The sequence below is a fragment of the Comamonas sp. wu1-DMT genome (assembly GCF_040187805.1).
GTDB classification, from domain to species: Bacteria; Pseudomonadota; Gammaproteobacteria; order Burkholderiales; family Burkholderiaceae_C; genus Comamonas; species Comamonas thiooxydans.
The window spans coordinates 1-21,799 of record NZ_JBANEM010000033.1 but is presented as its reverse complement, the minus strand read 5'-3'; the positions used below and the strand labels follow the sequence as shown (position 1 = coordinate 21,799).

At 57.2% G+C, this 21,799-nt stretch carries 25 protein-coding genes and 1 pseudogene; 15 read left to right on the top strand and 11 right to left on the bottom strand.

Translation table 11 applies throughout. The features are described 5' to 3' along the window. Window positions 1–251: 251 nt before the first annotated feature. On the top strand, window positions 252–776 hold the full coding sequence (locus V8Z78_RS25840; protein WP_349732432.1) for a methyltransferase family protein: 525 nt from the start codon (window positions 252–254) through the stop codon (window positions 774–776). A gap of 715 nt (window positions 777–1,491) precedes the next feature. Here V8Z78_RS25840 and V8Z78_RS25835 read toward each other — a convergent pair. Continuing rightward, window positions 1,492–1,710 (bottom strand): DUF7661 family protein, encoded by a 219-nt coding sequence (locus V8Z78_RS25835; protein ID WP_003064031.1) that lies wholly within the window; start codon window positions 1,708–1,710, stop codon window positions 1,492–1,494. Window positions 1,711–1,994: 284 nt separating this feature from the next. On the opposite strand from V8Z78_RS25835, the gene V8Z78_RS25830 reads away from it, so the two are divergent. Together V8Z78_RS25830 and V8Z78_RS25825 are read left to right on the top strand one after the other, a co-directional pair. After that, entirely contained in the window at window positions 1,995–2,177 is a 183-nt protein-coding gene (locus V8Z78_RS25830) for a hypothetical protein (protein WP_012838487.1), read from the top strand. Between the two features lie 202 nt (window positions 2,178–2,379). Continuing rightward, on the top strand, window positions 2,380–3,132 hold the full coding sequence (locus V8Z78_RS25825; RefSeq protein ID WP_349732431.1) for an SDR family oxidoreductase: 753 nt from the start codon (window positions 2,380–2,382) through the stop codon (window positions 3,130–3,132). Between the two features lie 174 nt (window positions 3,133–3,306). On the opposite strand, the gene V8Z78_RS25820 is transcribed toward V8Z78_RS25825, so the two are convergent. The 3 genes from V8Z78_RS25820 to V8Z78_RS25810 form a co-directional block, all read right to left on the bottom strand. Next, complete coding sequence (locus V8Z78_RS25820; RefSeq protein ID WP_100086394.1) at window positions 3,307–3,486, bottom strand: hypothetical protein; 180 nt, start codon at window positions 3,484–3,486, stop codon at window positions 3,307–3,309. Between the two features lie 471 nt (window positions 3,487–3,957). Continuing rightward, window positions 3,958–4,266 (bottom strand): hypothetical protein, encoded by a 309-nt coding sequence (locus V8Z78_RS25815; RefSeq protein WP_012838489.1) that lies wholly within the window; start codon window positions 4,264–4,266, stop codon window positions 3,958–3,960. A gap of 228 nt (window positions 4,267–4,494) precedes the next feature. Then, on the bottom strand, window positions 4,495–5,358 hold the full coding sequence (locus V8Z78_RS25810; RefSeq protein ID WP_349732430.1) for a DMT family transporter: 864 nt from the start codon (window positions 5,356–5,358) through the stop codon (window positions 4,495–4,497). A gap of 397 nt (window positions 5,359–5,755) precedes the next feature. Between V8Z78_RS25810 and V8Z78_RS25805 the strand changes: the two genes are divergently transcribed. The 4 genes from V8Z78_RS25805 (at window position 5,756) to V8Z78_RS25790 (ending at window position 8,876) form a co-directional block, all read left to right on the top strand. Then, complete coding sequence (locus V8Z78_RS25805) at window positions 5,756–6,007, top strand: hypothetical protein (protein ID WP_034359117.1); 252 nt, start codon at window positions 5,756–5,758, stop codon at window positions 6,005–6,007. A 339-nt stretch (window positions 6,008–6,346) separates the two neighbouring features. Next, window positions 6,347–7,549, top strand: coding sequence for a GGDEF domain-containing protein (locus V8Z78_RS25800; protein WP_179626206.1), 1,203 nt, complete (start codon window positions 6,347–6,349; stop codon window positions 7,547–7,549). 249 nt (window positions 7,550–7,798) lie between these two features. Further along, window positions 7,799–8,326 carry an NUDIX hydrolase gene (locus V8Z78_RS25795; RefSeq protein ID WP_003064057.1) on the top strand — a complete coding sequence of 176 codons (528 nt, stop codon included), beginning with the start codon at window positions 7,799–7,801 and terminating at the stop codon, window positions 8,324–8,326. Window positions 8,327–8,390: 64 nt separating this feature from the next. After that, the gene (locus tag V8Z78_RS25790; protein ID WP_502878876.1) at window positions 8,391–8,876 is read left to right on the top strand and encodes a GNAT family N-acetyltransferase; all 486 of its coding nucleotides are present in this window, start codon (window positions 8,391–8,393) and stop codon (window positions 8,874–8,876) included. A 91-nt stretch (window positions 8,877–8,967) separates the two neighbouring features. Here the strand turns inward: V8Z78_RS25790 and V8Z78_RS25785 are convergent, their stop codons facing one another. After that, window positions 8,968–9,705: a siderophore-interacting protein gene (locus V8Z78_RS25785; RefSeq protein WP_349732429.1), complete on the bottom strand. Its 738-nt coding sequence runs from the start codon at window positions 9,703–9,705 to the stop codon at window positions 8,968–8,970. Further along, entirely contained in the window at window positions 9,698–9,934 is a 237-nt protein-coding gene (locus tag V8Z78_RS25780; protein WP_003064066.1) for a hypothetical protein, read from the bottom strand. The genes V8Z78_RS25785 and V8Z78_RS25780 overlap by 8 nt, the downstream gene beginning before the upstream one ends. Window positions 9,935–10,020: 86 nt before the next feature. Here V8Z78_RS25780 and V8Z78_RS25775 point away from each other — a divergent pair, with 86 nt between their 5' ends. Then, a complete protein-coding gene (locus V8Z78_RS25775) occupies window positions 10,021–10,650 on the top strand; it encodes a TetR/AcrR family transcriptional regulator (protein ID WP_179626208.1) in 630 nt (209 codons plus the stop codon). An 89-nt stretch (window positions 10,651–10,739) separates the two neighbouring features. Continuing rightward, a complete protein-coding gene (locus V8Z78_RS25770) occupies window positions 10,740–11,165 on the top strand; it encodes an NUDIX hydrolase (RefSeq protein WP_349732428.1) in 426 nt (141 codons plus the stop codon). A 190-nt stretch (window positions 11,166–11,355) separates the two neighbouring features. Here V8Z78_RS25770 and V8Z78_RS25765 read toward each other — a convergent pair whose 3' ends face one another. From V8Z78_RS25765 to V8Z78_RS25750, 4 genes are all read right to left on the bottom strand, one after another. Further along, the gene (locus V8Z78_RS25765) at window positions 11,356–12,873 is read right to left on the bottom strand and encodes a PepSY domain-containing protein (RefSeq protein ID WP_349732427.1); all 1,518 of its coding nucleotides are present in this window, start codon (window positions 12,871–12,873) and stop codon (window positions 11,356–11,358) included. 11 nt (window positions 12,874–12,884) lie between these two features. After that, on the bottom strand, window positions 12,885–15,071 hold the full coding sequence (locus tag V8Z78_RS25760) for a TonB-dependent receptor (protein WP_349732426.1): 2,187 nt from the start codon (window positions 15,069–15,071) through the stop codon (window positions 12,885–12,887). Between the two features lie 90 nt (window positions 15,072–15,161). Next, window positions 15,162–15,521, bottom strand: a complete 360-nt coding sequence (locus V8Z78_RS25755) for a DUF2946 family protein (RefSeq protein ID WP_034361806.1) — start codon at window positions 15,519–15,521, stop codon at window positions 15,162–15,164. Between the two features lie 290 nt (window positions 15,522–15,811). After that, window positions 15,812–16,771 carry an alpha/beta hydrolase gene (locus tag V8Z78_RS25750; protein ID WP_080771303.1) on the bottom strand — a complete coding sequence of 320 codons (960 nt, stop codon included), beginning with the start codon at window positions 16,769–16,771 and terminating at the stop codon, window positions 15,812–15,814. A gap of 132 nt (window positions 16,772–16,903) precedes the next feature. Between V8Z78_RS25750 and V8Z78_RS25745 the strand changes: the two genes are divergently transcribed. From V8Z78_RS25745 to V8Z78_RS25720, 6 genes are all read left to right on the top strand, one after another. After that, window positions 16,904–17,944 (top strand): AraC family transcriptional regulator, encoded by a 1,041-nt coding sequence (locus V8Z78_RS25745; RefSeq protein ID WP_057092371.1) that lies wholly within the window; start codon window positions 16,904–16,906, stop codon window positions 17,942–17,944. Window positions 17,945–18,011: 67 nt separating this feature from the next. Then, a complete protein-coding gene (locus tag V8Z78_RS25740) occupies window positions 18,012–18,662 on the top strand; it encodes a GNAT family N-acetyltransferase (RefSeq protein WP_349732425.1) in 651 nt (216 codons plus the stop codon). A gap of 79 nt (window positions 18,663–18,741) precedes the next feature. Continuing rightward, window positions 18,742–19,554, top strand: coding sequence for a nucleotidyltransferase domain-containing protein (locus V8Z78_RS25735; RefSeq protein ID WP_349732424.1), 813 nt, complete (start codon window positions 18,742–18,744; stop codon window positions 19,552–19,554). 212 nt (window positions 19,555–19,766) lie between these two features. Continuing rightward, window positions 19,767–19,934 carry a DUF6500 family protein gene (locus tag V8Z78_RS25730; protein ID WP_231879666.1) on the top strand — a complete coding sequence of 56 codons (168 nt, stop codon included), beginning with the start codon at window positions 19,767–19,769 and terminating at the stop codon, window positions 19,932–19,934. A gap of 22 nt (window positions 19,935–19,956) precedes the next feature. After that, window positions 19,957–20,538 (top strand): GNAT family N-acetyltransferase, encoded by a 582-nt coding sequence (locus V8Z78_RS25725; protein WP_349732423.1) that lies wholly within the window; start codon window positions 19,957–19,959, stop codon window positions 20,536–20,538. Window positions 20,539–20,630: 92 nt separating this feature from the next. Continuing rightward, a complete protein-coding gene (locus V8Z78_RS25720) occupies window positions 20,631–21,542 on the top strand; it encodes a polysaccharide deacetylase family protein (RefSeq protein ID WP_349732422.1) in 912 nt (303 codons plus the stop codon). A 74-nt stretch (window positions 21,543–21,616) separates the two neighbouring features. Here the strand turns inward: V8Z78_RS25720 and V8Z78_RS25715 are convergent. Next, window positions 21,617–21,799: pseudogene (locus V8Z78_RS25715) on the bottom strand (hypothetical protein); the annotation flags it as partial.

Here is a 21,799-nt window from a genome sequence, read left to right as displayed (position 1 = left end):
CAAAGCAGTCAATGACAGGGATAAGAAAATTCTTATTTTTCGGAGCCGTAAACTCAGCAATACCGTTCATACGCTACGAAAAACTGAATGCCAGGTTTGATGCATCCGTGCTTATCGTCCTGATCTGCCGACATCTGGGTAATGCAAGCCCGCAATATTGCGGGATTTCTTGAGCATCAGAAGTCATGGCCCGCTTGCCACCAACGGCGTGACGTACAGCCAGTTCATACAGCCAGGGCATGCAGCAGCACATGATTGACCATGAAGTCACTTTAAGCTTTAGGCTTGAATGCATGACTTCTCAATCCCCACCGCGGACCAAATCCTCTTTACTCATGCTGCGGGTGCCGCCGATGGCGCTGGTCGCTGTGTTTGCCGTGGCAATGTGGCTTCTGCCCGATATCCTGCCGGTCAGATTCACTGCGTCATGGATGGCGGCCCTCGTGCTCGCCGCCTTGGGCGGAGCGTTCTGCCTCGCCGGTGTTCGGGCATTTCAGCGTGCCCGGACCACGGTGAACCCCATCAACCCGGCAGCATCGACGGCGCTGGTGGTCAGCGGGATCTATCGGGTGACACGCAATCCGATGTATCTGGGCTTTACGCTTTTATTGCTGGCACTCGCCATGTATTTGGGCAAGCTATCAGGCTTGCTGCTTGTGCCGCTGTTCATGGCCTATCTTCAGCACTTCCAGATACAAGCAGAGGAAAGAGCGCTGCAGGCGAAATTTGGTGATTTGTTCGTGGCCTATTGTCGGCAGGTACGACGCTGGCTATAGAAGGGTTTGAGCCGGCCCGGGCCACGCGGGCTGGTATTGACTGCGCATCCGGCACCATGCACCGCTGCCTTGCAAGCAGATAGACAAGCTCAGGCAAGCTCCCTGGCTGTATCGATGATGGCGCGGCCCAAAACTCCATTCAGGCCGGTCATCCAGAGATTGCAGGGCGTCCATGCTTGCCACGGACAGTTCAGCGGAGCACATAGGCCACTTGCCCACCGGACTCTTTGCGCTCGATCACCAGCAAGTGACTTGATCGAGCGGCAGAGGCTTGCTGCAGCCGGGTTTTTACGTCCAATCGTCTCTGACTTCGTAAATGACCCAGGCCACCAGCAAGACGACCAGCTGCAGACCAATCAGTTGAATCATGAGAGTAGACATCGCCGCTCTCCTTGAGTGCATCGATGCAGTCATGGTCCCACTTCGGATGCTCGCCAGCAAATGAAGACAGCTTGCACTTCGCGGGCTTTAGCAGCTACACATTGGGCTGCTCTATCGGATCGCCCGGCAGCTCTGCAGGCGGCTGATCATTGGGCGGATCAATCGGATCCGGCTTGGGCTCCGGTTCTTTGAGCGGGTTCTTCTGAAGAGTCATGGCGGCCATCTCCTTGCAATGATGAAGCCGGTGCCGAACAGATTGGCGAATGGGTCACAGACACAATGGGCAGCAGGACCATAGATCTCTGACGAGCTGCGGGCAGCATCCGGATGAGACTCAGGATATCTCGAAGATGTCGCCATCCGACAATGCCGCGCTCTCATGGTAGATGTCATAGAGGTACTGAGGCAGCTCCTCATGAGTGATCTCGGGAGGAACGACCAGATCCACCGGGCCAAGCTTTCCATCGAGTCCCACCGCAAAGCAGCGCCATCCCGAGTTGCTGCGCTCTATGGCCAGGATGTCGCCAAACACATTGAACCGGTACTTTTCCATTTTTGCTCCACTGTTGAGCCTTGCATGCTAGCCGCATCTGCTCGCCAGTCTTGGACAGCCTGTGGCACCTGAATTGCCGAACCTGCGCATCAAGAGCCATCAGCCCGAAGCCTTGTCAGAGCCGATGGAAACGGGGCATCGCGGCTTTTCCTGGCGTTCGCCTCATCCTGCTTATGCACCAAAGCTGACGTTTTACTTATTGGATAGGGCTTCAAGGTTATTAAAAAGAGTACTGTGGAGCTCGGCGATCAATCTTGATTCGTCATCCAGGACTGGAGGTCTATATGCCAGATAGCCGTATTCCCCCGCCAATCCAGAAGTTCTGGGAAACCACCAAGGAGCTGTTCTCCATGGACAAGGATTTCCCTGCGCCGCCCCAGCTAGACCCGCAAGAGCCCACAGACATGGAAAAAAAGCAGGAGGAAGAGAGACTGCTGCGCATGCGCCACAACTACCGACACTGGTAGCCCTGTCTCTTGAATCCAGCCTTGCGATTGGTTTTCAACCACCTCTACAGGTGGTTTTTTGTTGCCTTGAGATACAAAAGCATGAGCACTTGGACCGGATCAAGCCTAGGCCGCAGAGGAAATGCAGCGATAAGATGAATCGAGAACCGTGAAGCTGGAGACGAAACTCACAGCAGTATCAAATGGATCACCAAGGAGCCCCATGAAAAACAAAGTTGTGCTCATCACCGGAGGCAGCCGAGGCATTGGCGCAGCCACCGCCCTGCAGGCAGCAGCGGCAGGCTGGGATGTACTGCTCAGCTTCAATACAGACCAGGCGGCAGCCGATGCGGTTGTCTCGCAAATCACGGAAATGGGCAGGCACGCCATGGCCATTCAGGCTGATATGGGCTGCGAAGAGCAGATTCGCCGTCTTTTTGCCGTGGCAGATGTACAGTTCGGGCGCCTGGACGCCCTGGTCAACAACGCAGGTATTGTGGACACGGCACAGACGCTGGCCGAGTTCAGTTTGCAGCGCCTTGAGCGAATGTTTCGCATCAACACCATAGGCGCTTTTCTTTGCGCTCGCGAAGCGGTGCATCGCATGAGCACTGCCAATGGCGGCCATGGTGGAGCCATCGTGAATGTGTCCAGCATTGCTGCAAGACTTGGCGCGCCACGCCAGTATGTCGACTACGCGGCATCCAAGGGTGCTGTGGATGTGATGACTCTGGGGCTGGCCAAGGAAGTGGCTGCGGAAGGCATCCGTGTCAACGCTGTCCGTCCCGGCCTCATTGAAACGGATATTCATGCCAGCGGGGGACAGCCGGACCGGGTTCGGCGCCTGGCCGCCGGCGTTCCCATGAAGCGCGGAGGAACGGCTCTGGAGGTTGCCAATGCAATCGTATGGCTCATCTCGGACGAGTCGCCATACACCACAGGTAGCCTGATCGAGATTTCGGGCGGCAACCTCTAACCGGGCACAGCCGCCCAACCACGGCCAGCCCTTTCGGCCAGCCCTCTGGTAGTCACGCCAGGTGACACGGCGCTTTGCGTCAGCCCGGACGTGTTGGCTTGCCGCCCCCTGACCTGGCAAACGGCGGCGTTATCTGTTTCTCAGCCTTCGCTCGAGCGCGCCAGTCGAGGCCCGTCATTCAGCGATGGCCGTGACCATGACCGCCACCCGGGCGATGGCCTCCATGCGGTGGACGGTGATTTCCATGCCCTCCGTGGCCTGGATGCGGCCTGTGGTTCGGTGGGCGATGCGCGTGATGATGGTGGTAGTAGCCAGGCCCATATGCAGGCCGCCCGTAGTAGTACGAGCCGCCATAAGGCTGATAGATGTAGGTATCGCTATACCCGTAGCTGTATCCAGGGCCTGCCGCGTAGCAGCCCGACAAAAGCAAGACGAGCGCAGAGACTCCAAACAGTTTCTTCATGTGCGAAGTTTAGACGGACCGAATTCGCGCGGTTTTTCAATGTGTAAGCCCGGCTTTGTGCAAACAACTGCCGGCATCTTGAGGGATTTTCTTCTGACATGCCCCACAACGTCCGCCAGCTGGCGTAGGCGCACCGGTTGCATCCGGGGAACGCACGCAAATGGCCAAATGGCCGCTTGACGGCAAGCCGGCCTGCTTTTTCAGCTTCTGCCTGGGCGCCTCGGCTGTGTGGGATGGCAACTGCGCCCTCTCCCCGTTCCGGCCAAGGCACTGCGCAATGGGGTCGCCCGACCAGACATGCATGCCCGGCTGCCGGGTTGCAGCACTGCGGCACTGCGTGATGGTTGACGCGTGACGCTGCGCTAATAGCCCCAGCTTTGGCCTCCCGGATAGGTGCGCCCGCCACTCAATCCGGAGCCTGGCCACGGCCACAGGCTGCCTTGATTTTCATGGCCCTCGTTTCCGCGGTCACGAAAGTGATCCCGGTCCCAGTCGTTTTCAAAGTCGATCGAGCGATCCCGCTGTTGAATATCGTTGTTTCTAAGATCCTGATCCGCATTCTTCTCAACCTTCTGGGAGCCTGGATCCATTCCTTGCCCATTGACCGGCCTCTGCATCACGCATCCGGTCAATATCAAGGCGAACGCAGTCAGTGCAACTAGCTCTTTCATGGCAGCCCTTTCTACAAGTGGCACTGACAGCCTATTCCTGCCGACAGATACCCATGTAAAGCGATGTTCTTCGGCTCGGCGGCAGGCTCGCGCATGGGAGCCTCTGCATCGAACAGGTCCCGCATCGACCTGCCCCTGCGTTCAGACTCGTAACATTCGAGCAGCACAAAGATGCTGTAAGCACTGCTCTCCCGGCTCCTGAAGAGCGCTGGTGAAAGGGTTGCACAACTACTGTTTTGCCACAGCAGGCCTGCCGCCAGACCGGGTCACCACAACCAATGAGATACCGCCCAATATGGCGGCGCCAGCCAGAGTCAGCCGCATGGTCCAGGGCTCTCCCAACAGGGAGACGGCACCGATGGCGGCCAGCAAGGGAACGCTCAGCTGTATGGATGCAGCAGCCCCCGCCTTCAGCTGGGGTAGCGCCGCATACCATGCGACGTAGCCCAACCCGGAAGTCAGCATTCCTGAGCACAGCGCATACATCAATCCTGCAGTGCTCAGTGAGGCCTGCCCCTGCACCATCACGAGCATCAGCAGCGAAAGCGGCACCGTCCGTATGAAATTTCCTGCCGTCACGCCAACCGGATCGGTTGCGCCCTTGCCAAGCAAGGAATACAGCCCCCAGGCAACCCCTGCCAGGAGCATGAGCAAAGCCGCCCCCAGGGGCGGTGCCGAGAGTCCGGGTCGCAGCAACACCACCAGGCCGCCGAAAGCCAGCGCCAATCCGCCCCATTGCCGGGGTGCGAGTGTCTCGCCGCGACAAAGGCCCACGCCCACCATGGTCGCCTGCACCGCGCCGAAAAGCAGCAAGGCACCGACACCGGCCGACAGACTCCCGTAGGCAAAGGAAAACAACGCCGCATAAGCGAACAACAAGCCCGCCGACGTCCAGTTGCCAACGCCAGTAGAGGGAGCGCGTTTCAGGCTCACGACCAGCGCCAGCATTGCCGCACCCGAAGCCAGGCGCACTGCCGTAAAGCTCGCAGCATCAATGGAGTGGGATTGGAGCGCAAGGCGGCACAGCAGCGAGTTGCCGGCAAAGGCCAGCATCGCCAGACCAGTCAACACAGTGGTGTGAAACAAGGGCATCACAACCTCGTAGATGGACTAACCCCGGTATTTTTCCATGTCATCCGTCCGTGACCAAGCAACTGCTGTCTTGATGGAGATAGCCCCGCCTTGCTGCCAGCGCCAGCCCTGTACCGGAGGATCGGAGATTCAGCCCGGCAGACCGGAAGAAAGCGGCTGGACGCAGCAGGCGCCATCAGCTTCACGAGATGTCTTGAAGAGCCAAGCCCCGGTTGCCAAAACAGCTGGCCTGACGTCTGGATTCAGGATTCAAGCCACACCACGACCTCTGTGCATCAATTGCACACTTAGGGGCACTTTCTGTGGCCCGGAGAACGAGGGAGGTGAAATTTCCGCGACAGCTACAGTCACCATAATTCCTCAAACTTGACACACATCATGAAAGAGGAAGGGTTGGATGGAGTTCCTAGGCAATCAAAGCGCCCAGCTGAGGATGATGAAAGGCCAGATCATGGCGCAAGAAGCACTTCTCATTGCCCTGATCGAAACGCTGGATGACAACAAGAAAAGCAATCTGCAACACAACTTCAGCCAGCGCGCCGAAGAGATCAAGGCGGAGGTCTTGAACTCGATGGCGACGGATGAGCTCTACGAGCGCCTGCTGGAGCACCTCGACAGATATTCGAAGACCGTCAATTTGCGCCCTTGACTTGTTGCGCAACAAAGACCTGCCCGCCATGACGCGGGCTTTTTCTTTGGTGGCTTGCATGATGCCGGCTGGGTGGATCACGGCGCCAAATCATCTTCCCAGGCCCGATGGCAGCCGACGATTCCAAGGACAGGAGTTCAAACACCGACATCGCCTGAGCGGACTTGCCGGTTGGCTCACATTCGAATCCGGGTGACGTGGACCAGACACAAGGCATGGCAAGGACTTGTGAGATCACACGCCAGGATGTATGAATGCTGGCTGCTGGTTGTCGCTTTGCAATCCAGGAACAGGCAATGCTGCTCCGTTTCGATCTTTGATCGAGGAGGCTCTGGTCAGATGTTCTCGAACAATGACTTCATCTTGGTTCTGACGCCGTCGCTGGCGATACTGGTTCTGGCTGCCATATTGATCGTTGCCTGGCTTGTCCAGCGATCACAGCGCTTTCTGCTTTGGCAAGCTTGCGCCTATTCACTCACAGCACTGCCTCTCGGGGCGCAAAGCCTGCTCCCTCTCGAAGAACTCAACCGCTACGCCCTGCTCATCGGCAGCTTCTACCTGCTGAGTGCGTGGTGTCTTGCCAGAAGCTGGGCAGAGCGCTGGCGTGTATCCACCCAACCGCATGCAGCATTGCTCATCGCCATAGTCACCCTGGCTGCGCTTTACCAATTCAGCCGGGTCGAGCCGAACGTCTGGGCTCGGGTGAGCTCTTTCAGTGTCGGTTCCGGTCTTGTTTTACTGCTGCCTATATTGCAGATCCGCTCAAGGAGGAACTCATTCGACTGGCTCGATCAATCGCTGCTCTGGCTGAGCGTCCTCTTCACCGCCTACACCTTCACTCGACCCGTCTTGATCTGGCTGCTGGGATATTCCGATCTCCGTTCCCTGCCAAGCTCGCCCTATTGGATCCTGACGCTGCTGAGCATTCTGAACTTCTCGCTGCTCTTCACCGTGGTGATGACCGCGATTGCCGTGAAGGAAACGGTTGGCAAGCTGCGCAAGGAACGTGACTTTGATGCTTTGACGCAGATACTGAATCGCCGCTCCTTTCAGGAATATGCCCAGGAACGTCTTGCCGACCTGAGGCTCTATCCCATGGCAGTGCTGGCCTGCGATATAGATCACTTCAAACGCATCAACGACGCCTGGGGACACGAGCGCGGCGACAAGGTGCTGCAGCTTGTCTCGGCGATCCTGCAAAGCAATATGCGAGAACACGACCTTGTTGCCCGGTTTGGCGGTGAAGAGTTTGTGATTTTGCTGACGAACATTGCACTGAAGGATGCCGAAGCCATTGCCAGGCAAGTCCAGCGCGACATCGGCTCAAGCAATGACATTCTTCCATCCGGCACCAGAATGACCATGAGCTTTGGGCTTTCATCGATCACCCAGGCTTTTCAATTTGAGCGGGCCCTTAAGGAGGCGGATCAGCTCCTCTACCAGGCAAAGAATGCCGGGCGTGATCGGGTACATGTGTCTGGAGTGGACTATCCGGATATACCGATCGAAAGCCCCCGGCAGTCGGACAAAATTGCGGCTTGATCCGCCGCGGCGATTCATGACCCCCCGAAATAAGGGGTTCTCACTTGGCCCTCGGCCATCGCCACATGCCGCAGCCTGCCGAGCAGCAAAGAGAATGGGCGCGGTCCGCATCGCTCTCCAGCCCTTTCCAGACAGCCGCGTATTCCATTTGAGTCAACCGCCGGTGCCGGTAGCTGCCGGCCAGAAGCAGTCCTTCGTTCAGGCATGCACAATGCACGCAACCAGATTCGGCTTATTCAGAGACAAAGCATGTACACAAGCAAATGGAGGCCTGCCGCATCCATAAAAGTCAAAGCGCTTGGACTTCACTGGCGAGAAGGCAAGTTGCTGGCTGTCGAGGTATTGGATGACCAGGGCCACCTGAAAGGTGTTCGCCCCCTGGGAGGCAGTATCGAATTCGGCGAGCACTGGCAATCAGCGCTGATACGTGAGTTCAAGGAGGAGCTGGGCGTCGACGCTGAAATAGTGGGCACTCCACTCGTGATGGAGAACATCTATACCCATGAAGGGGAACCCGGCCACGAAGTGCTGTTCATTTGCGAGGTACTGTTCAGCATAGCGAATTTTGAAAACCAAAGCAGTATTGAGTTTCATGAAGACAGTGGAACGCAATGCACCGCCAGATGGTTTGATTTGGCCGAACTCGACCTGCCTGAAGGGCCAGCACTCTTCCCTGTGGGTCTGAAGAAAGCTCTTCAGGGCAAGCATCATTGCCAGGCAGATACTGCCACTCGCAGCCCTGTTTGCGCTGAAGCGCATTGCACTGTCGCTGAATGACTGAAATAGGCCATGCTCTAGCTCTGCTGCGGTCAAGAATTCTCCCTTGAAGGAATGCTCCAGCATGGAAGTCAACACATCACATATTCGCAGATATTCAACTGCCGATCTGGGCAGCGCATTTCAGCTTCTGGCAACCAATGGATGGTCTCACCGTATCCCGGACCGCCAATTTCTTGAGCGCCTTGTCTCAGCATCTCAACGAGTGGTCGTGGCCGTCTCTCAGGACCGGGTGGTCGGGTTTGCGCGCGCAATCACTGACGGACTGTCCAATGGCTATCTATCGATGGTTGTGGTGGCTCTGGAATGGAGAGGCAAGGGAATGGGTAGAAGCCTGGTCGAAGAGATTGTGAGCGACGACGAAGGCATCACCTGGATGCTGCGAGCCTCTCGCTCTCAAGCGCCCGCGTTTTTTTTCGAAACTTGGATTTACGCCTTCTGGCGATGCGATGGAGCGGGCCCGCAAACGCATAGGCTAGCAATACCGCCAATGCCCGGTGTGGGTGCCTGCAAGCGGCTGCCTTCGGCATCAGCAGCAGACAACCGATAAACAGGATTTGCAGGCCGCCGGATTCACATCTGGGATGTGCGCGCGGCTACCCGTCATCAGCCCCGCTGACAGCAGGTACTCGAGAAACACATCACGCTTCCCGGTGGTCGGCCGCCCCAGACTTCCAGTATCCCTTTGCGCTCACGCCGTGCCTGGGCAGCTCTCGCTCTTGAAAGTAATGATGCTTCAGGCTACGGATGGCCGCAGACTCTCCCGCAATCCAGATGTAGCCAGGCCCTGTCGGCAAGGGGCGGTGCAGCAGTGCCTGACACAGGCTCAGGCCGGGTTCCGGCTGGGCATTGATCCATTGGACGCGCAGCTTGGCCAGGCTGTCGATAGGCTGATGCTCACTTGGCGACAGCACCTCCGCATAGACCTTGGCATTGATGTCGGCGGGCAAACGGCTGGCAATGCTCTGGATGCCGGGCAAAGCGGTTGCATCGCCTGCCAGCATGACCCATTGCACATTGCCGGGGAGCAGGAAACCGCCGCTGCGAGGCCCCGCGATTCCGATGTGTTCGCCAATCAAAGCCCGAGATGCCCACTCAGAGGCCGGACCGGAGCCGGATCCTGTTCCATGCAGAACAAAGTCCAGATCCAGCGTTCCGGCCTTGAAGTCGACACTTCGTATCGTGTAGGCTCGCCCTTCCCCGGTGGGAAGAAAGACTTTGACCCAGGCGGCTGGTTCATCGACTCCCGGCACTTGAAGAAATGCTGCGATCTCGTCACCGCCCACCGTGATTCGCCGCATATGTGGAGTGATGGAATGAACTGCCTGCACGACTCCCACGGCTCTTGCTGTGCGCGGCTTGTGGTCGATTTCATGCATGGCGCACTCCTTGGGGCAAGAAGCTCAGCAGCCGCACTGCGACCAGCAGGGATGGGGCGACAAAGATGCCGAACCATGCCCGAGACAGCAAGGCCGCCACAGACTGCGTCCCGATGATCGGGAATCCGATGAACACTGCCTGTGTGACTGGCAGCAGCTTGATTAATGCATTGACGGCGGGCGGCTGACAGGCCGCTGCTGCCAACGCTTCATGAGAACGAATGGACATCGATCACTCCAAATATGAGCATTTGCTCGATATGTGAAAGAATATGAGCCATTGCTCGCATTGAAAACTCGCGTTCGGACAGACCTATGCCGCCCCTGCCTCAACCACGACGAATCCCTCGCCAGAACCGCTCACGGGCCTTGGTCGATGCAATTCTTGAAGCTACGGCTCGCGTTTTAAGCGAGCGCGGCTATGCAGGAACCAATACCAATCTGGTTGCCGAACGCGCCGGGGTCAGCGTCGGCTCCGTCTACCAGTACTTTCCCAACAAGGATTCCCTGATCACGGCCCTGCATGAACGGCACGCGGTAGAAATGCACGCGGCCATGGAAACCGTCCTGGCGGGCACCACGTCGCCAGGCTTGCTGGAGCGGCTGGCAGCTATCGTGCATGCATGGCTGGCGGCGCATCAGGTTGCTCCCGAGCTGCACCAGGTGCTGGAGAAAGAGTTTCCGTTCTTTGATGCACCATCGGATCAGAGCGAGGCCGATCAAAGCATTCATTGCCGCATTCGTCAGCTGCTGGAGGAGCACCGGGATGAAGTCGTCCAGGAAGACCTGAATCTCGCCACCTGGATTGTGTTGCGGACCATGGAGTCATTGATTCATGCCGCTGTCATTCCTCCCGGAACGCCCCACCCGATCCAGAAGACCGAGCAGGCCATCGTGGAGATACTGATTGGCTATCTCTGTGGCGGCTCGCGGCGCACCGCATGAAGGTTGGGCTTTAGGGACTACTGGTCTTGGCTGGCTTCAGTGCATGGTACTCACGGGAGCAGCCAAGGCTATGGCATGAAAATAGTTTGATGAAATCGGAAACTCCATTGCGCCCAAGCAAGGCCTGTCCAGTGGTCATTCGGAACCGAGGCGCCATCGAAATATTGGCATTTGAGCACCCGCTGGCAGGTCTGCAAATTGTCAAAGGCACGATTGAACCGGGCGAGAACTCCAGAGAAGCGGCATTGCGCGAATTGCGCGAAGAAAGTGGACTTGAAGCATCTGAAGTCTTGCTGGATCTGGGAGTATGGGCATCTGGCTACGAGGACCAGATCTGGGCGTTCCATCTGTGTGCTGTGGAAGGTTCACCCGAATCCTGGACATATCGGACCGGCGATGATGGCGGTCATGACTTCAAGTTCTTCTGGCATCCGCTTGCACAGCCGCCAGATGAGCGATGGCACCAGGTGTTTCAAGGTGCGCTGAAATACATCGCAAGCAAGTTATCCGCGTGACGTAGTCCGCTGCTCTGAGGTGGATTTTTCCCGCAGTCGGCCTCATTGCAGACTGCGAGACAAGGCATCGGATGGAAGCCGGATGAGGCAATTTCCTGCCTGGCTTGCGTCCGATGCTACGCGAGGCAAGCTCGCTCGGGTCTTGCAGCAGGCTGTAAAGCGACGCTCTTCGATTGCACCATCCCCAAGATCAAAATCGGCGCCTGTGCCCGATGAATACCTTCAGTCTCCTGTAGCCCAGCACGATGCCGGTCAGTGCCAGAGCCAACGTACCAATGCTCAGCAAAACGAGAATGGCATCACGCGGCCAGGCGTGGCGCAGCATCCACGGCAGGTCCCAACTGTGCAGGAAATTGAACAGCCACCGCCCTGTACGCTGGCTTTGGTCCAGGCTCAGCACAACATCACCAGAGTACGGGCTGATGTATACGATGGTGTTTCCCGGATCTTCAAATTGCATCCGGAGCACGGGCAGATCACGCGCCGCTGCTGAATACATCGAGGCCTCACCCCGACGGTAATAGTAGGCGTCGTACTCGTTCAGTAACGTGGTCGAGCGAATGGCAAAAGGGAACAGCTTCTGCGCCGCCTGCTCTAGTTTCGAACGGTCAAGTTCCCGCTCTACCTGGGGCGCAGCAAGGCTTGCGGACACGATGCGGGTCTGCCCCACTCCATTGAAGGCCAGCAGATAGGGCTGCCCATCCAGTACTTTCCATTCGACCTCGCGCGTGTCAAACCCCTCGGCGCTGAGCAGTGTCAGCGCTTCGTGCGTGGTGAGCCTGAAGGGATTGCTTCCTGGACTTGCATGCTGGTAGGCATGCAGATCGGGACGAGGTCCTTGCGGGCTGAAGATCCCCAGCGGATTCATGGACATCAGGCCGCTGAAGATCCAGCAGATCATCATCGCACCAAATACGAGGCCGGTGATGTGATGCCAGCGCATCTGGAACTCCCGATACGGCGTCTTGGCTCCGGATTTGTAGCGACCGTTGAAGCGCCATCGCCAGATGCCCACCAAGGCACCGGCAATGGCGGAGACGGTTCCCAATGCCGAGAGCCCGATGACCAGCCAGCTCCACACAGGGTCTTTGGAGCCTTCACGCACCATATACACCCAGTGAAGCCAGGCACCCACGTAGTTCCAGTAGCGTTGATGGCGCGGTACATCCATGACCACCTCGGCAGTGGTCGACGAGATGTACAACAGGCTTGATGCGGAGTCGTCCATCAGGACCTTGATGAGAGGCCTATGGGGATCGAGCGAGGCGGAATGTGTCCAGCGGTCGTCTTGCGTGCGACCTTGCAGCGCCCCATTTGCTCCGGACAGGAAGGCCTTGGCGCTGCGCAAGGCCGCTGCGTCGTCGGGCGGCTGCGCAACAACGCCCGTGCCTGCATCAACCACCCGCAGCGTGCCGTCCGCCTCCTTGAGCCGGTAGCTGGGGCGGCCCGCAATGGTGGTGAGCACGATCTGCTGCACCTTGTCAGCAGACTGGCTTTGCTTCAGAGCTGTCTCAACAGGCAGGTAGCTCTGGCCAGTGCTCAGGGAAGGCAATGCCTGCAGGCGCTCGGTCGGCAGCAGTTTGGGGTAGCCGACAAAGAGCATCACCACCCCGCTGAAGAGCCAGAGCGCCATCAGCACACATGCAGCCACCCCGGTCCATCGATGCACCAGAAACACAAGCCGTTTGGCATGAGCAGAAGTCCACATCGGTGGCCCGCTCAGAAACGATGGTTCAGTGTCAGCTCAACACGTCGCCCCTCCCCGACGAACCACTGCGTGTTGGTGTAGTAGGAGGTCGTGAAGTAGTGCTTGTCGAAGATGTTGAAGCCGCGCAGCGTGAACGTGGTGGCCTTGGTAGCCTTCCATTGCAGCGCCAGGTCTGCCGTGATGTAGGCAGGCAGTTTCAAGGTATTCGCATTGTCTGCATAGCGCTTGCCCACATGGCGAAGGCCGCCGGACAGCGTCCAGTCAGGCACGACCTTCCAGCTCACCCAGACATTGGCGACACGCTCCGGCACGTCGGTGGGAATATTGCCATTGCGTGAAACAGCGATGCCGCCCACGGACTCGCTGAAATCCTCATAGCGAGCCTTGAGCAGCGCAAAGTTGGCATCAATCTGCACGGCCTTGCTGACTTGTATCGACAGGGTGCCCTCGATGCCCTTGGAGGAGCGTTCACCAACCTGTATACGCTGAGCGGGGTTTGCAGGGTCTCGTGTCAATAAGTTGTTTTTGGTGATGGAGTACGCTGCAAGCGTCCAGTCCCCCTTGCCTTCCCAGAAGGATTGCTTGATACCGACCTCAAACTGTTTGCCACTCGATACGTCGAAGGCGGAATTAGCCGCCGACAACATCAGCAGGCCGCTCACTGGATCTGCGGCCTTGGATGCCTGCGCATACAGCGACAGTTGAGGACTTAGCTTGTAGACCGAGCCAAGTCGCCAACCGGTGTTGGAGTAGCTGCGTTTGAAAGCCTGATTGCCCGCCACCAGGTCCTGGCGCGATAGATCCGCATGGTCGAAGCGCGTGCCCGCCACGACAGACCAGCGATCCGTCAGTTCAAGGCGGTCTTCCGCAAACAGCGCATATTGCTCGGCCTTGTTTTGATAGCGGGGAATGAAGGGTACCGAGCTGCTGTAGTAGCCCGGGACGGGGTTATAGGGGTCTACCGGACCGGAGCTGCCGGTGTAGGTGTTATTGGTGTGCTGAAACGATGCTCGGTTCACGTCGAAGCCCACGGAGAGCTGGTTTGGACGTCCGAGCAAGCTGTCGTTGAAGGTCACGTCCGTGGTGTTGCCTGTCTGCGTCTGGTCGTGACCGATCTCGGTGTTGTCCGATCGGTCGATCAATCCCGTAGTGGCGTTGTACCGATACGCTTCAGCATTGCGCCAATAGCGGTCGCTGCCAATGTGATAGAGCTTGCTTCGTACGACGATATTGCTGCCGGGTGCCCACTGGGCAGCCAGTTCGGTCCAGCGATCCTTGAACTGGATGCGGCTGTCGGCAACGTTGTAGTTGCGCTCTCGGAGCGCCGGGTCTTGTACTCCGTTGATCAGCGGTGTACCGAAGTAGCGCATGGGCTTTTGCCGGCCTTGTGCGTGCGAGAGTTGCAGATTGAGGTCAGGTGTCACATCCCAGCGCAGAGCGCCGGAGATCGTCCGATTGCTGGAATCGCCACGATCCACCCAGCCATCCGATTGGTCGCCACTGACATCGAGTCGGTAGGACCATTGCTCATTGATCGCGCCTGCGCTGCCAAAGGCCAATGCACGTTTGCCTCTGATTCCCACCGTGGCCTGGACTTCATTTTGAACAGGTCCGCGCGTGGGCTTTTTGGGGATCACATTGACCACGCCACCAATAGCGCCGTCACCGTAGATCACGGATGCGGGTCCGCGCAGCACTTCTATGCGGTCGATCGACCAGGTGTCGAAGGGAAAACTCACGCCGACTCCCCCGTATTGGCGCGTACCGTCGTATAGACGCATGACCGAGGTGGAGTCTGTAAAACCTCGTACCGAGAGCGCGCTGCCACTGTTGCCCGGATGTCCCAGGCTGGTGATGCCGGTAGATCGCGTGATTGCGTCAACCAGAGAAGTGTCGCCGCGAGCTTCCAGTTGCTCGCGCGTGGTCACCTCGACACTGGCCGGAGTGTCGCGTGCATTGAGGTCGAGCCGGCTGCCGGTGCCCACTGGGCGCTCCAAAGGAGTGTCCCCCGATGAACGTACGGTAACGGTGTCCAGGGTGACGTCGGTTTGCGCCCAACTGGCAGAGCTCGCTACTGCAAGAGGAACAGCCAATGACAGATGGGCCACAGCCAGGGCCACGCTGTTGCGTTGAAAAAAGGCGAGCGAAAGAGAACTCGCGCTGCCATTGGGCATCGCGCCATAAAAGGGATGGGTCATGAATTATCTGCGTGCAAGTGAGATCGGCCGTGCAGGACTGGGCCCGACGGCGATAGGCTGTATCCGCCATCGATTGGCGGCACAGTGGACTTACACGAGCGTTGGCGGCCCTCGCGGGGGCAGAGGTGCCCCCACCAGCGCTGCAATGCGCGCTGAAACTACTGGCTGTAGCGCCAAGCCGAGCGGCTGTGGCTGCTCAAGATGCGGTGATGAATAGCTCGGCGGTGTCGTGATGGTCAGACACAAGGGACAGTCCAACGAATGATGAAGCCCCGGCGCGGCCTGGCCGTCCTCATCAAGCATGATCACCTGCATGCTGCCATTTGAGGTACAGACCACCTCGATGGCTTTTGGATGCACTATGGGCGAAGCCATTGCAATACTCAACGTCAGCATGAACCACGCCAGAACCAGGCGGGTCAGTGACAGGGAGTTACGCAGCGCTTGCATGGTTGCGCATTATGAGGCCTCCGACGAAGGCCCAGACTTGTCGATTTATCGCTGCTTCGCGCTATCGAGGAGATGCAGCCGTGTGTGGCCGCGTCCCCGAGAGGGCTAGCAACAGAAAAATCGCAGTTTTGAGCGATGGTGACCGTTGCAAAGCTTCTGCTCCTTCAAGCAGTCGACCATGCCCGGATGCCGGAGGCAGACATTCATGGGCTGAGCTTTACAGGGCGAACACGCTTGCGTGCCCGTGACAGGCACGCAAGCGTGCTGCACTGCCTGAAAGGATGCCGAACTCAGCGCACCTTCTCGGTGCCGGTCACTTCACGGAAGAAATCATCGATTGCATCGACCATTTGCGACAGACCCGGCTCCTCGATCGGATAGTGCCCCGCGTTCTCCAGCATGATGGTCCGAACCGGTACCTTGCCGATTCGGCCGATTACCGGCTCGCTTAGCTCCAGAGGAGTCCAGCGATCATCGGCTGGCTGCGTCAGCAAGACAGGGCAGACATTGAAGTCAGCTGGTTCGACTTCGGGCACATGCGACATGTAGGAATCAAGGAATGCGATGGACACGGCATTTGCAGCGGAGGTTTTATCGCGCATGAAAACTTTCATGGCCGCATCGCTGTTGCACAGCGCGCTCATTTTTCCTGCCTGGCTCATCGGCATCTTCATCTTTGCCAATGGCGTATTGGCCAACTTGCTCATGAGCGGAGCTCCTACGCGGCTGACAATCAGATTTTTCGCTGTCTCGTCCCGCACCCGCCGGTCCCGGTTATCAAGAAACGTCATTCCTGCGATACCCTTGACCTTGCGGTTTCGGGACGCGACGTTATAGGTGAGCATGCCGCCGGCAGAGAGGCCATACAAAACGATGGGGCGACTGTCACGCGCCAGTTCTCTGTCAATCAGGTCGCTACCGCATTGGACCCAATCGTCGTAAGTGACGACGTGGCCCTCCCCTACTTCGGTCAAACCGTAGCCAGGCATATCCGCAGCGATGGTTTCGTAACCTCGTTGAGCCAGCGGGCGACCGAGAATCGTCATCATCTGACGACCATTTGTCCCGACTCCGTGCATCAGAATAACCTTTACCGAGGCGTTCGGATTGCGGTACGCATCGATGTGAATTCGATCACCGTGCCAGTCCCAGAAAGACTCGGAGGGCTCCTCGCTCAAGGGGATCCGATAGCGCTCAGGAAGGAAAGACTGGATTTCTCGCCAGATGGGTTGGTCGGCGTACATGCTCATGGAAGTCTCCGTGATCGATACGCGCTGCGGATTGCGTCGCGTTGTTTTCACTTTAGGAGTTGCGACCCCTTTGCAGAAGGTTGAATCGGGCCAACTGCTTTATGCTTCAGGCCAATAGTCTGGGGAAGATTCATGCAGTTCTGGGATTTCACGCGCAGTCCGGCAAGTGTTCAGTTGCTGCTCGAAGCAGGAGCAAAGCGCGGTCTGAGAGCGCGGGACCTGCTCCAGGGCTCCGGTTTAACCCAGGAACGGCTGGCTGACGCAGAGATCAGCATCGATCCAGCACAAGAAGTAGCCGTCATTCGAAACCTGCTCACTCTCATCCCAAACGAGCCAGGCCTTGGGCTGCTTGTCGGCATGCGCTACCACGCTACGGCCTATGGAATTCTTGGCCTTGGAATGCTTAGTGCGGCAAGCGGTCTGGATGCCCTCCTGCTTGCGCACCGTTTCCTCTCCTTGACCTTTGCGCTCGCAATGCTGGAGCATGAGCGCTCAGACGGGATGCATCGGCTGAAATTCGTTGCATCGCCTGCGCTTGAGCCGGCATTGCGCGAGTTTGCAGTGCAACGCGCCGTAGGCGCGACCTGCCGTCTAATGCTTGATGTCCTGGGGGCAGACACGCAACTGGAAGCTCTCAGCCTCAGCATGAAACGGTCGCCGCATATGCCGTACGCAATCGGCGGCGTGCGGATCGAGTGGGGATCGCAAAGCAACGAACTACGCGTAACACAGGCAACTATGGCTCAAGCCCTGCCTCAAGCCAGTGCGGCAACGTATGCCATGTGTGTCCGCATGTGCGAAGACCTCATGACCAAACGTCGCACATCGCTTTCTACTGGAACGCTACTTCGAGAAATGCTGGCGGCACAACCTGATGGATCGTCGGCAAACCTGCAGCAAGTTGCCGGCTGGCTTCACGTAAGCGAGAGATCGCTCAAACGCCGGCTTCATGACGAAGGTCTCTCGTTTCGGAAACTACACGAAGAGGTTCGCAGAGCACGAGCCGACAAGCTGCTGATTGGCTCCGAGCTATCCGTTGCAGAAATTGCCGCGAGGCTTGGCTACAGTGATGTGTCCGCGTTCTCGCAAGCATATAAACGCTGGACGGGTTTTTCCCCCACGAATGCAACCGAGCAAATGCGCGGCCAAGAAATCTCAAGTAGCAAGCATTGATAGCCGGCCTTCCGAGATAGCAATAGCAAAGTGGCTGGCGGCTTGGGTTTGCAGATTCAACTGCTCAATGCAACAAAATGACCAGTTGAATCCGCAGTCAAAACAGACGCTCCTCTTGGAAACAAGGCAGCAGAAGAAGTGGTGTGAAAAATTGACGATGAACGTTCACGAGATAGAAACCAAACGATTGCGTCTTCGGCAATGGCAAGATTCTGACTACCCCATCTTTGCGCGCATGAATGCCGACGCGGAGACTATGCGCTTTTTCCCCGCCACACTTTCGGTGGAGCAGAGCAATGCCATGGCGCAATACTGTCGCGACCTCATCGAGCAGCAAGGTTGGGGAGTTTGGGCAGTGGAGGAAAAAGCTACCGCAACATTCATTGGCTTCACCGGCTTGCATAGACCGACCGATGAGCTGCCATTTTCCCCATGCATCGAAGTAGCCTGGCGGCTTGTGAAAACGGCATGGGGAAATGGCTTTGCAACAGAAGGGGCAGATGCGGCACTCTCCTTTGCATTTGCACAGTTAGCAGTGCCCGAAATCGTTTCCTTTACAACGTTGGATAACGCCCCGTCCGAGCGCGTTATGCAACGACTTGGCATGAGGCGAGACGCTCAAACGTTCGAGCATCCCTCTCTTCCTTCAGGGCACCCTTTGCGCGAGCATGTCCTATATCGGGCCTACCCAGGCACACGAACCTTAGCGCTCATGTAGCGAAGGCCCAGACCAAAAGGCAGCGACTGACTGCTTGGGGCTGTGAACCGGTTGGTTGCTGCCGGCCGGAGGCACTAGCGTGAACCACTGCGCTATTCTTGAGCTGATGAAAAGCTGTCGTGACGCCGCCCCCACTTTCATCAAGACTCTCCCGGTCAGACCTCTACAACCCGAGTTCATCAACCTGATTGACGAGGCGCGTGACAGTCTAGTGCAGGAGCTCGGGGCAGTCCTCGACAGTCTGTATCTGTACGGCAGCGTGCCCAGAGCGATGGCCCAACCCGGAAAGTCGGACTTGGATTTGACGTTGGTGCTGTCGAGGCCGCTTTCCACACCAGAGGCTGAATCTCTTGAGCGCGTCCGTTCCAATCTGGAAGCTGGTCATCCTGAAGTCACCAAGATCGATTTGGATATAGGTGTACTTGAGGATGTGCTGAACCCTGCCAATTTGCATAGCTGGGGCTACTGGCTCAAGCATGAGTGCCGCTGTATTTATGGTTCAGATCTGGCACTTCGGTTTCAGGCATTTCAGCCCTCACCCGCAATTGCGAAAGCAGTCAATGGAGACTATGTCCAGATTCTCCGTGACTACACGACCCGTATCTCTCAAGCACATGACGAAGACGCAACGAGACGGCTGAAAAAAGAGGCTGCAAAAAAGCTGGTTCGCGCAACCAACGTTCTGCGCCTTGAGGCAGACCGTCTATGGCCTGAATCTCTGGAAGAATACGCTAGGTTTTTTTCGGTCCGGTTTCCCGAAATGGCTGAACAAATGGAGTTCTTTCTTGAACATGCCAGAACGCCCTCGGCAACGAACGACGTTTTCAATCAGAGGCTGGTGTTCTTTGTCGATTGGATGCAAGGGCTCCAGTGCTCATCCGCATCTGCTTAGATGCGGAACAGCGACGGCGGCAACCGGCCAGCAGCCGACTTTGAGATCCTGTGTAATACGGTGATGCAGATCTCCAAGATAGACGGAGGCAGAGAAATTTATGTTGAAGTCTCTAGCCTAGATGACAATTCTTTTTTGAAAATTTGAGAATAAAAATTAGTATGAGATCGAGCTTAAGAGCCAAGGCTATTGCTATCTGCGATGAGAAAATCATGAAGAAAGGGGAAACTGTAGGCCTTTCGTTTTACGCTTTCTTCGCCAATAAAAATGATGATCCAGACCTGCTGATGGAGGCGGCTGAATGGTGGATCAAGCAACACAAGCTTGATCACTTTGAAAAAGCGACAAAGATTCGCCGCATGATTTCTTCTGGCGAATAGCTTCTCACTCATATGACCCGAAATGGGAAGACCCGGTATGGGTCGAACAGAGACAGCGGCTCCCGGCCACAAGCAGTCCACGTGTTTCAAGCAGAATGTGCTCTCGCCGTTGGACTGCCAGAAATTGGAGACAGCAGTGAGAACACCCTACTGCCCTAGCGCCGTGAATCAGATATCTATCCGACCAATGAGCATTGGGGACTACGACAGCGTCACCGCAATGATGAAGAAAACAGATGGGGTTACTTTTCGGGATGCCGATTCACGGGAAGCTACTCAGCGCTACCTGTTGCGCAACCCGGGTTTGAGCTTCGTTGCGTTAGAAGGCGAGCATATCGTTGGGTGCATCATGTCAGGCCACGATGGCCGTCGCGGCTACTTGCAGCACCTTGTCGTCCTGCCTACACACCGAAAGCGCGGCATTGCTTCCCGCTTGGTGGAGCTGTGCCTGGACGGACTTGAAAGACTCGGCATTCATAAGAGTCACATTGATGTTCTCCAAGAGAACCATTCTGCCCACGCTTATTGGGAAGGCAGAGGATGGAAGCTGAGGACGGACATTCGCCGGTATTCTTTCGTACGCTCTGGCAGTGATAACGCCTAGGGTCAAGCAGCAGACATCCTCGAACGTCTGCAATGGGTCGATTCACAGTCAACGACTTGCAGGTTCACTGCACGCGTGTTTCATAAGCTCTCATGACAACCATTCTTCGCGCTATTGCATCGCTGACCGTTCTGCTTTTTTCATCCTCGGGCTTTGCCCAGACGTTGAGTTTGACCTTTGATGATGGACTGAACCCCGACAGGCAGGCCCATGCGCAGGTCTGGAATCAGCAGATCATCACCAGCCTCAAAGACTCTGGCATCACAGCGATGGTGTTCGCCTCGCTGATTCGCATAGGCGGTGATCGAGGAATGGGGCTCGTCATGGATTGGGCCAAGGCAGGTCATGCGGTAGGCAACCATACGGCGACACACCGCAGTCTTGCATCCGCCGAGACGACACTGGACGAATTCATTGCGGACGTGAAAAAGGCCGATGCAGCTCTGCGTCACATTCCGACTTGGGTGCCGATGCTTCGCTTTCCTTACCTGAAAGAAGGTGACACGGAGGAAAAGCGTGACGGCATCCGGTCCTGGATGAAATCAAATGGCTATAGACCCGCTCCAGTCTCCATCGATGCCAGCGATTGGTACTACAACCAGATCTACTCCTCGCTTCTACGATCTGGTTCACACGACAAGGCTGACCGGGTCAAGATGGCCTACATTGAACACCTGCTTGACCGGGCTGCTTACTATGAAGGCCTGGCCAAGCAGGTACTTGGTCGAAGCCCTGCGCATGTGATGCTGCTGCACACCAATGAGATCAATGCGGCAGCCTTGCCTGATATCGTTTCGGCTTTTCGCAAGCAAGGCTGGACGTTCGTATCAGCAACAACCGCATTCAAAGATCCCATCTACTCTTCGCAGCCAGACACATTGCCTGCTGGCGAAAGCGTCATATGGGCAAGCGCGAAAGCTCGCGGCATTTCAGGCCTGCGCTATCCCGCCGAGGACTCGGTCTATGAAGAACCCAAGCTCCGCCTGGAGTCACTAGTACCCTAGCAGTCCTCTTAGGGTCGTTCCGAGACGGTCGCCTGCCGGTCAGAAGCAGTCATCACGGCGCTTCGCAGCGCGGGCTATCGAAACACACCAATCGCTTCCACAAGATTCTTCACCTGCCATTGCATGCTGCTGGAAGCCTGCGCCCCTTGGGTCACCAACTGCGCGTTCTGCTGCGTCAGATAGTCCATGTCCGCCACCGACTTCCCTACCTGGCTGATCTCCTCGCTTTGTTCGCGCGTGGCCTTGCTGATCTCGGC

Excerpts from the sequence above, each read along its gene's own strand:
- V8Z78_RS25760 (WP_349732426.1), bottom strand. The coding sequence starts at position 15,071 with ATGACCCATCCCTTTTATGGCGCGATGCCCAATGGCAGCGCGAGTTCT.
- V8Z78_RS25750 (WP_080771303.1), bottom strand. The coding sequence starts at position 16,771 with ATGAGCATGTACGCCGACCAACCCATCTGGCGAGAAATCCAGTCTTTC.
- V8Z78_RS25785 (WP_349732429.1), bottom strand. The coding sequence starts at position 9,705 with ATGCATGAAATCGACCACAAGCCGCGCACAGCAAGAGCCGTGGGAGTC.
- V8Z78_RS25805 (WP_034359117.1), top strand. The coding sequence starts at position 5,756 with ATGGAGTTCCTAGGCAATCAAAGCGCCCAGCTGAGGATGATGAAAGGC.
- V8Z78_RS25755 (WP_034361806.1), bottom strand. The coding sequence starts at position 15,521 with ATGCAAGCGCTGCGTAACTCCCTGTCACTGACCCGCCTGGTTCTGGCG.
- V8Z78_RS25840 (WP_349732432.1), top strand. The coding sequence starts at position 252 with ATGATTGACCATGAAGTCACTTTAAGCTTTAGGCTTGAATGCATGACT.
- V8Z78_RS25740 (WP_349732425.1), top strand. The coding sequence starts at position 18,012 with ATGCAACAAAATGACCAGTTGAATCCGCAGTCAAAACAGACGCTCCTC.
- V8Z78_RS25810 (WP_349732430.1), bottom strand. The coding sequence starts at position 5,358 with ATGCCCTTGTTTCACACCACTGTGTTGACTGGTCTGGCGATGCTGGCC.
- V8Z78_RS25745 (WP_057092371.1), top strand. The coding sequence starts at position 16,904 with ATGCAGTTCTGGGATTTCACGCGCAGTCCGGCAAGTGTTCAGTTGCTG.
- V8Z78_RS25800 (WP_179626206.1), top strand. The coding sequence starts at position 6,347 with ATGTTCTCGAACAATGACTTCATCTTGGTTCTGACGCCGTCGCTGGCG.
- V8Z78_RS25835 (WP_003064031.1), bottom strand. The coding sequence starts at position 1,710 with ATGGAAAAGTACCGGTTCAATGTGTTTGGCGACATCCTGGCCATAGAG.
- V8Z78_RS25730 (WP_231879666.1), top strand. The coding sequence starts at position 19,767 with ATGAAGAAAGGGGAAACTGTAGGCCTTTCGTTTTACGCTTTCTTCGCC.
- V8Z78_RS25765 (WP_349732427.1), bottom strand. The coding sequence starts at position 12,873 with ATGTGGACTTCTGCTCATGCCAAACGGCTTGTGTTTCTGGTGCATCGA.
- V8Z78_RS25790 (WP_502878876.1), top strand. The coding sequence starts at position 8,391 with ATGGAAGTCAACACATCACATATTCGCAGATATTCAACTGCCGATCTG.
- V8Z78_RS25780 (WP_003064066.1), bottom strand. The coding sequence starts at position 9,934 with ATGTCCATTCGTTCTCATGAAGCGTTGGCAGCAGCGGCCTGTCAGCCG.
- V8Z78_RS25725 (WP_349732423.1), top strand. The coding sequence starts at position 19,957 with ATGGGAAGACCCGGTATGGGTCGAACAGAGACAGCGGCTCCCGGCCAC.
- V8Z78_RS25815 (WP_012838489.1), bottom strand. The coding sequence starts at position 4,266 with ATGAAAGAGCTAGTTGCACTGACTGCGTTCGCCTTGATATTGACCGGA.
- V8Z78_RS25825 (WP_349732431.1), top strand. The coding sequence starts at position 2,380 with ATGAAAAACAAAGTTGTGCTCATCACCGGAGGCAGCCGAGGCATTGGC.
- V8Z78_RS25720 (WP_349732422.1), top strand. The coding sequence starts at position 20,631 with ATGACAACCATTCTTCGCGCTATTGCATCGCTGACCGTTCTGCTTTTT.
- V8Z78_RS25830 (WP_012838487.1), top strand. The coding sequence starts at position 1,995 with ATGCCAGATAGCCGTATTCCCCCGCCAATCCAGAAGTTCTGGGAAACC.
- V8Z78_RS25795 (WP_003064057.1), top strand. The coding sequence starts at position 7,799 with ATGTACACAAGCAAATGGAGGCCTGCCGCATCCATAAAAGTCAAAGCG.
- V8Z78_RS25820 (WP_100086394.1), bottom strand. The coding sequence starts at position 3,486 with ATGGCGGCTCGTACTACTACGGGCGGCCTGCATATGGGCCTGGCTACT.
- V8Z78_RS25770 (WP_349732428.1), top strand. The coding sequence starts at position 10,740 with ATGAAATCGGAAACTCCATTGCGCCCAAGCAAGGCCTGTCCAGTGGTC.
- V8Z78_RS25775 (WP_179626208.1), top strand. The coding sequence starts at position 10,021 with ATGCCGCCCCTGCCTCAACCACGACGAATCCCTCGCCAGAACCGCTCA.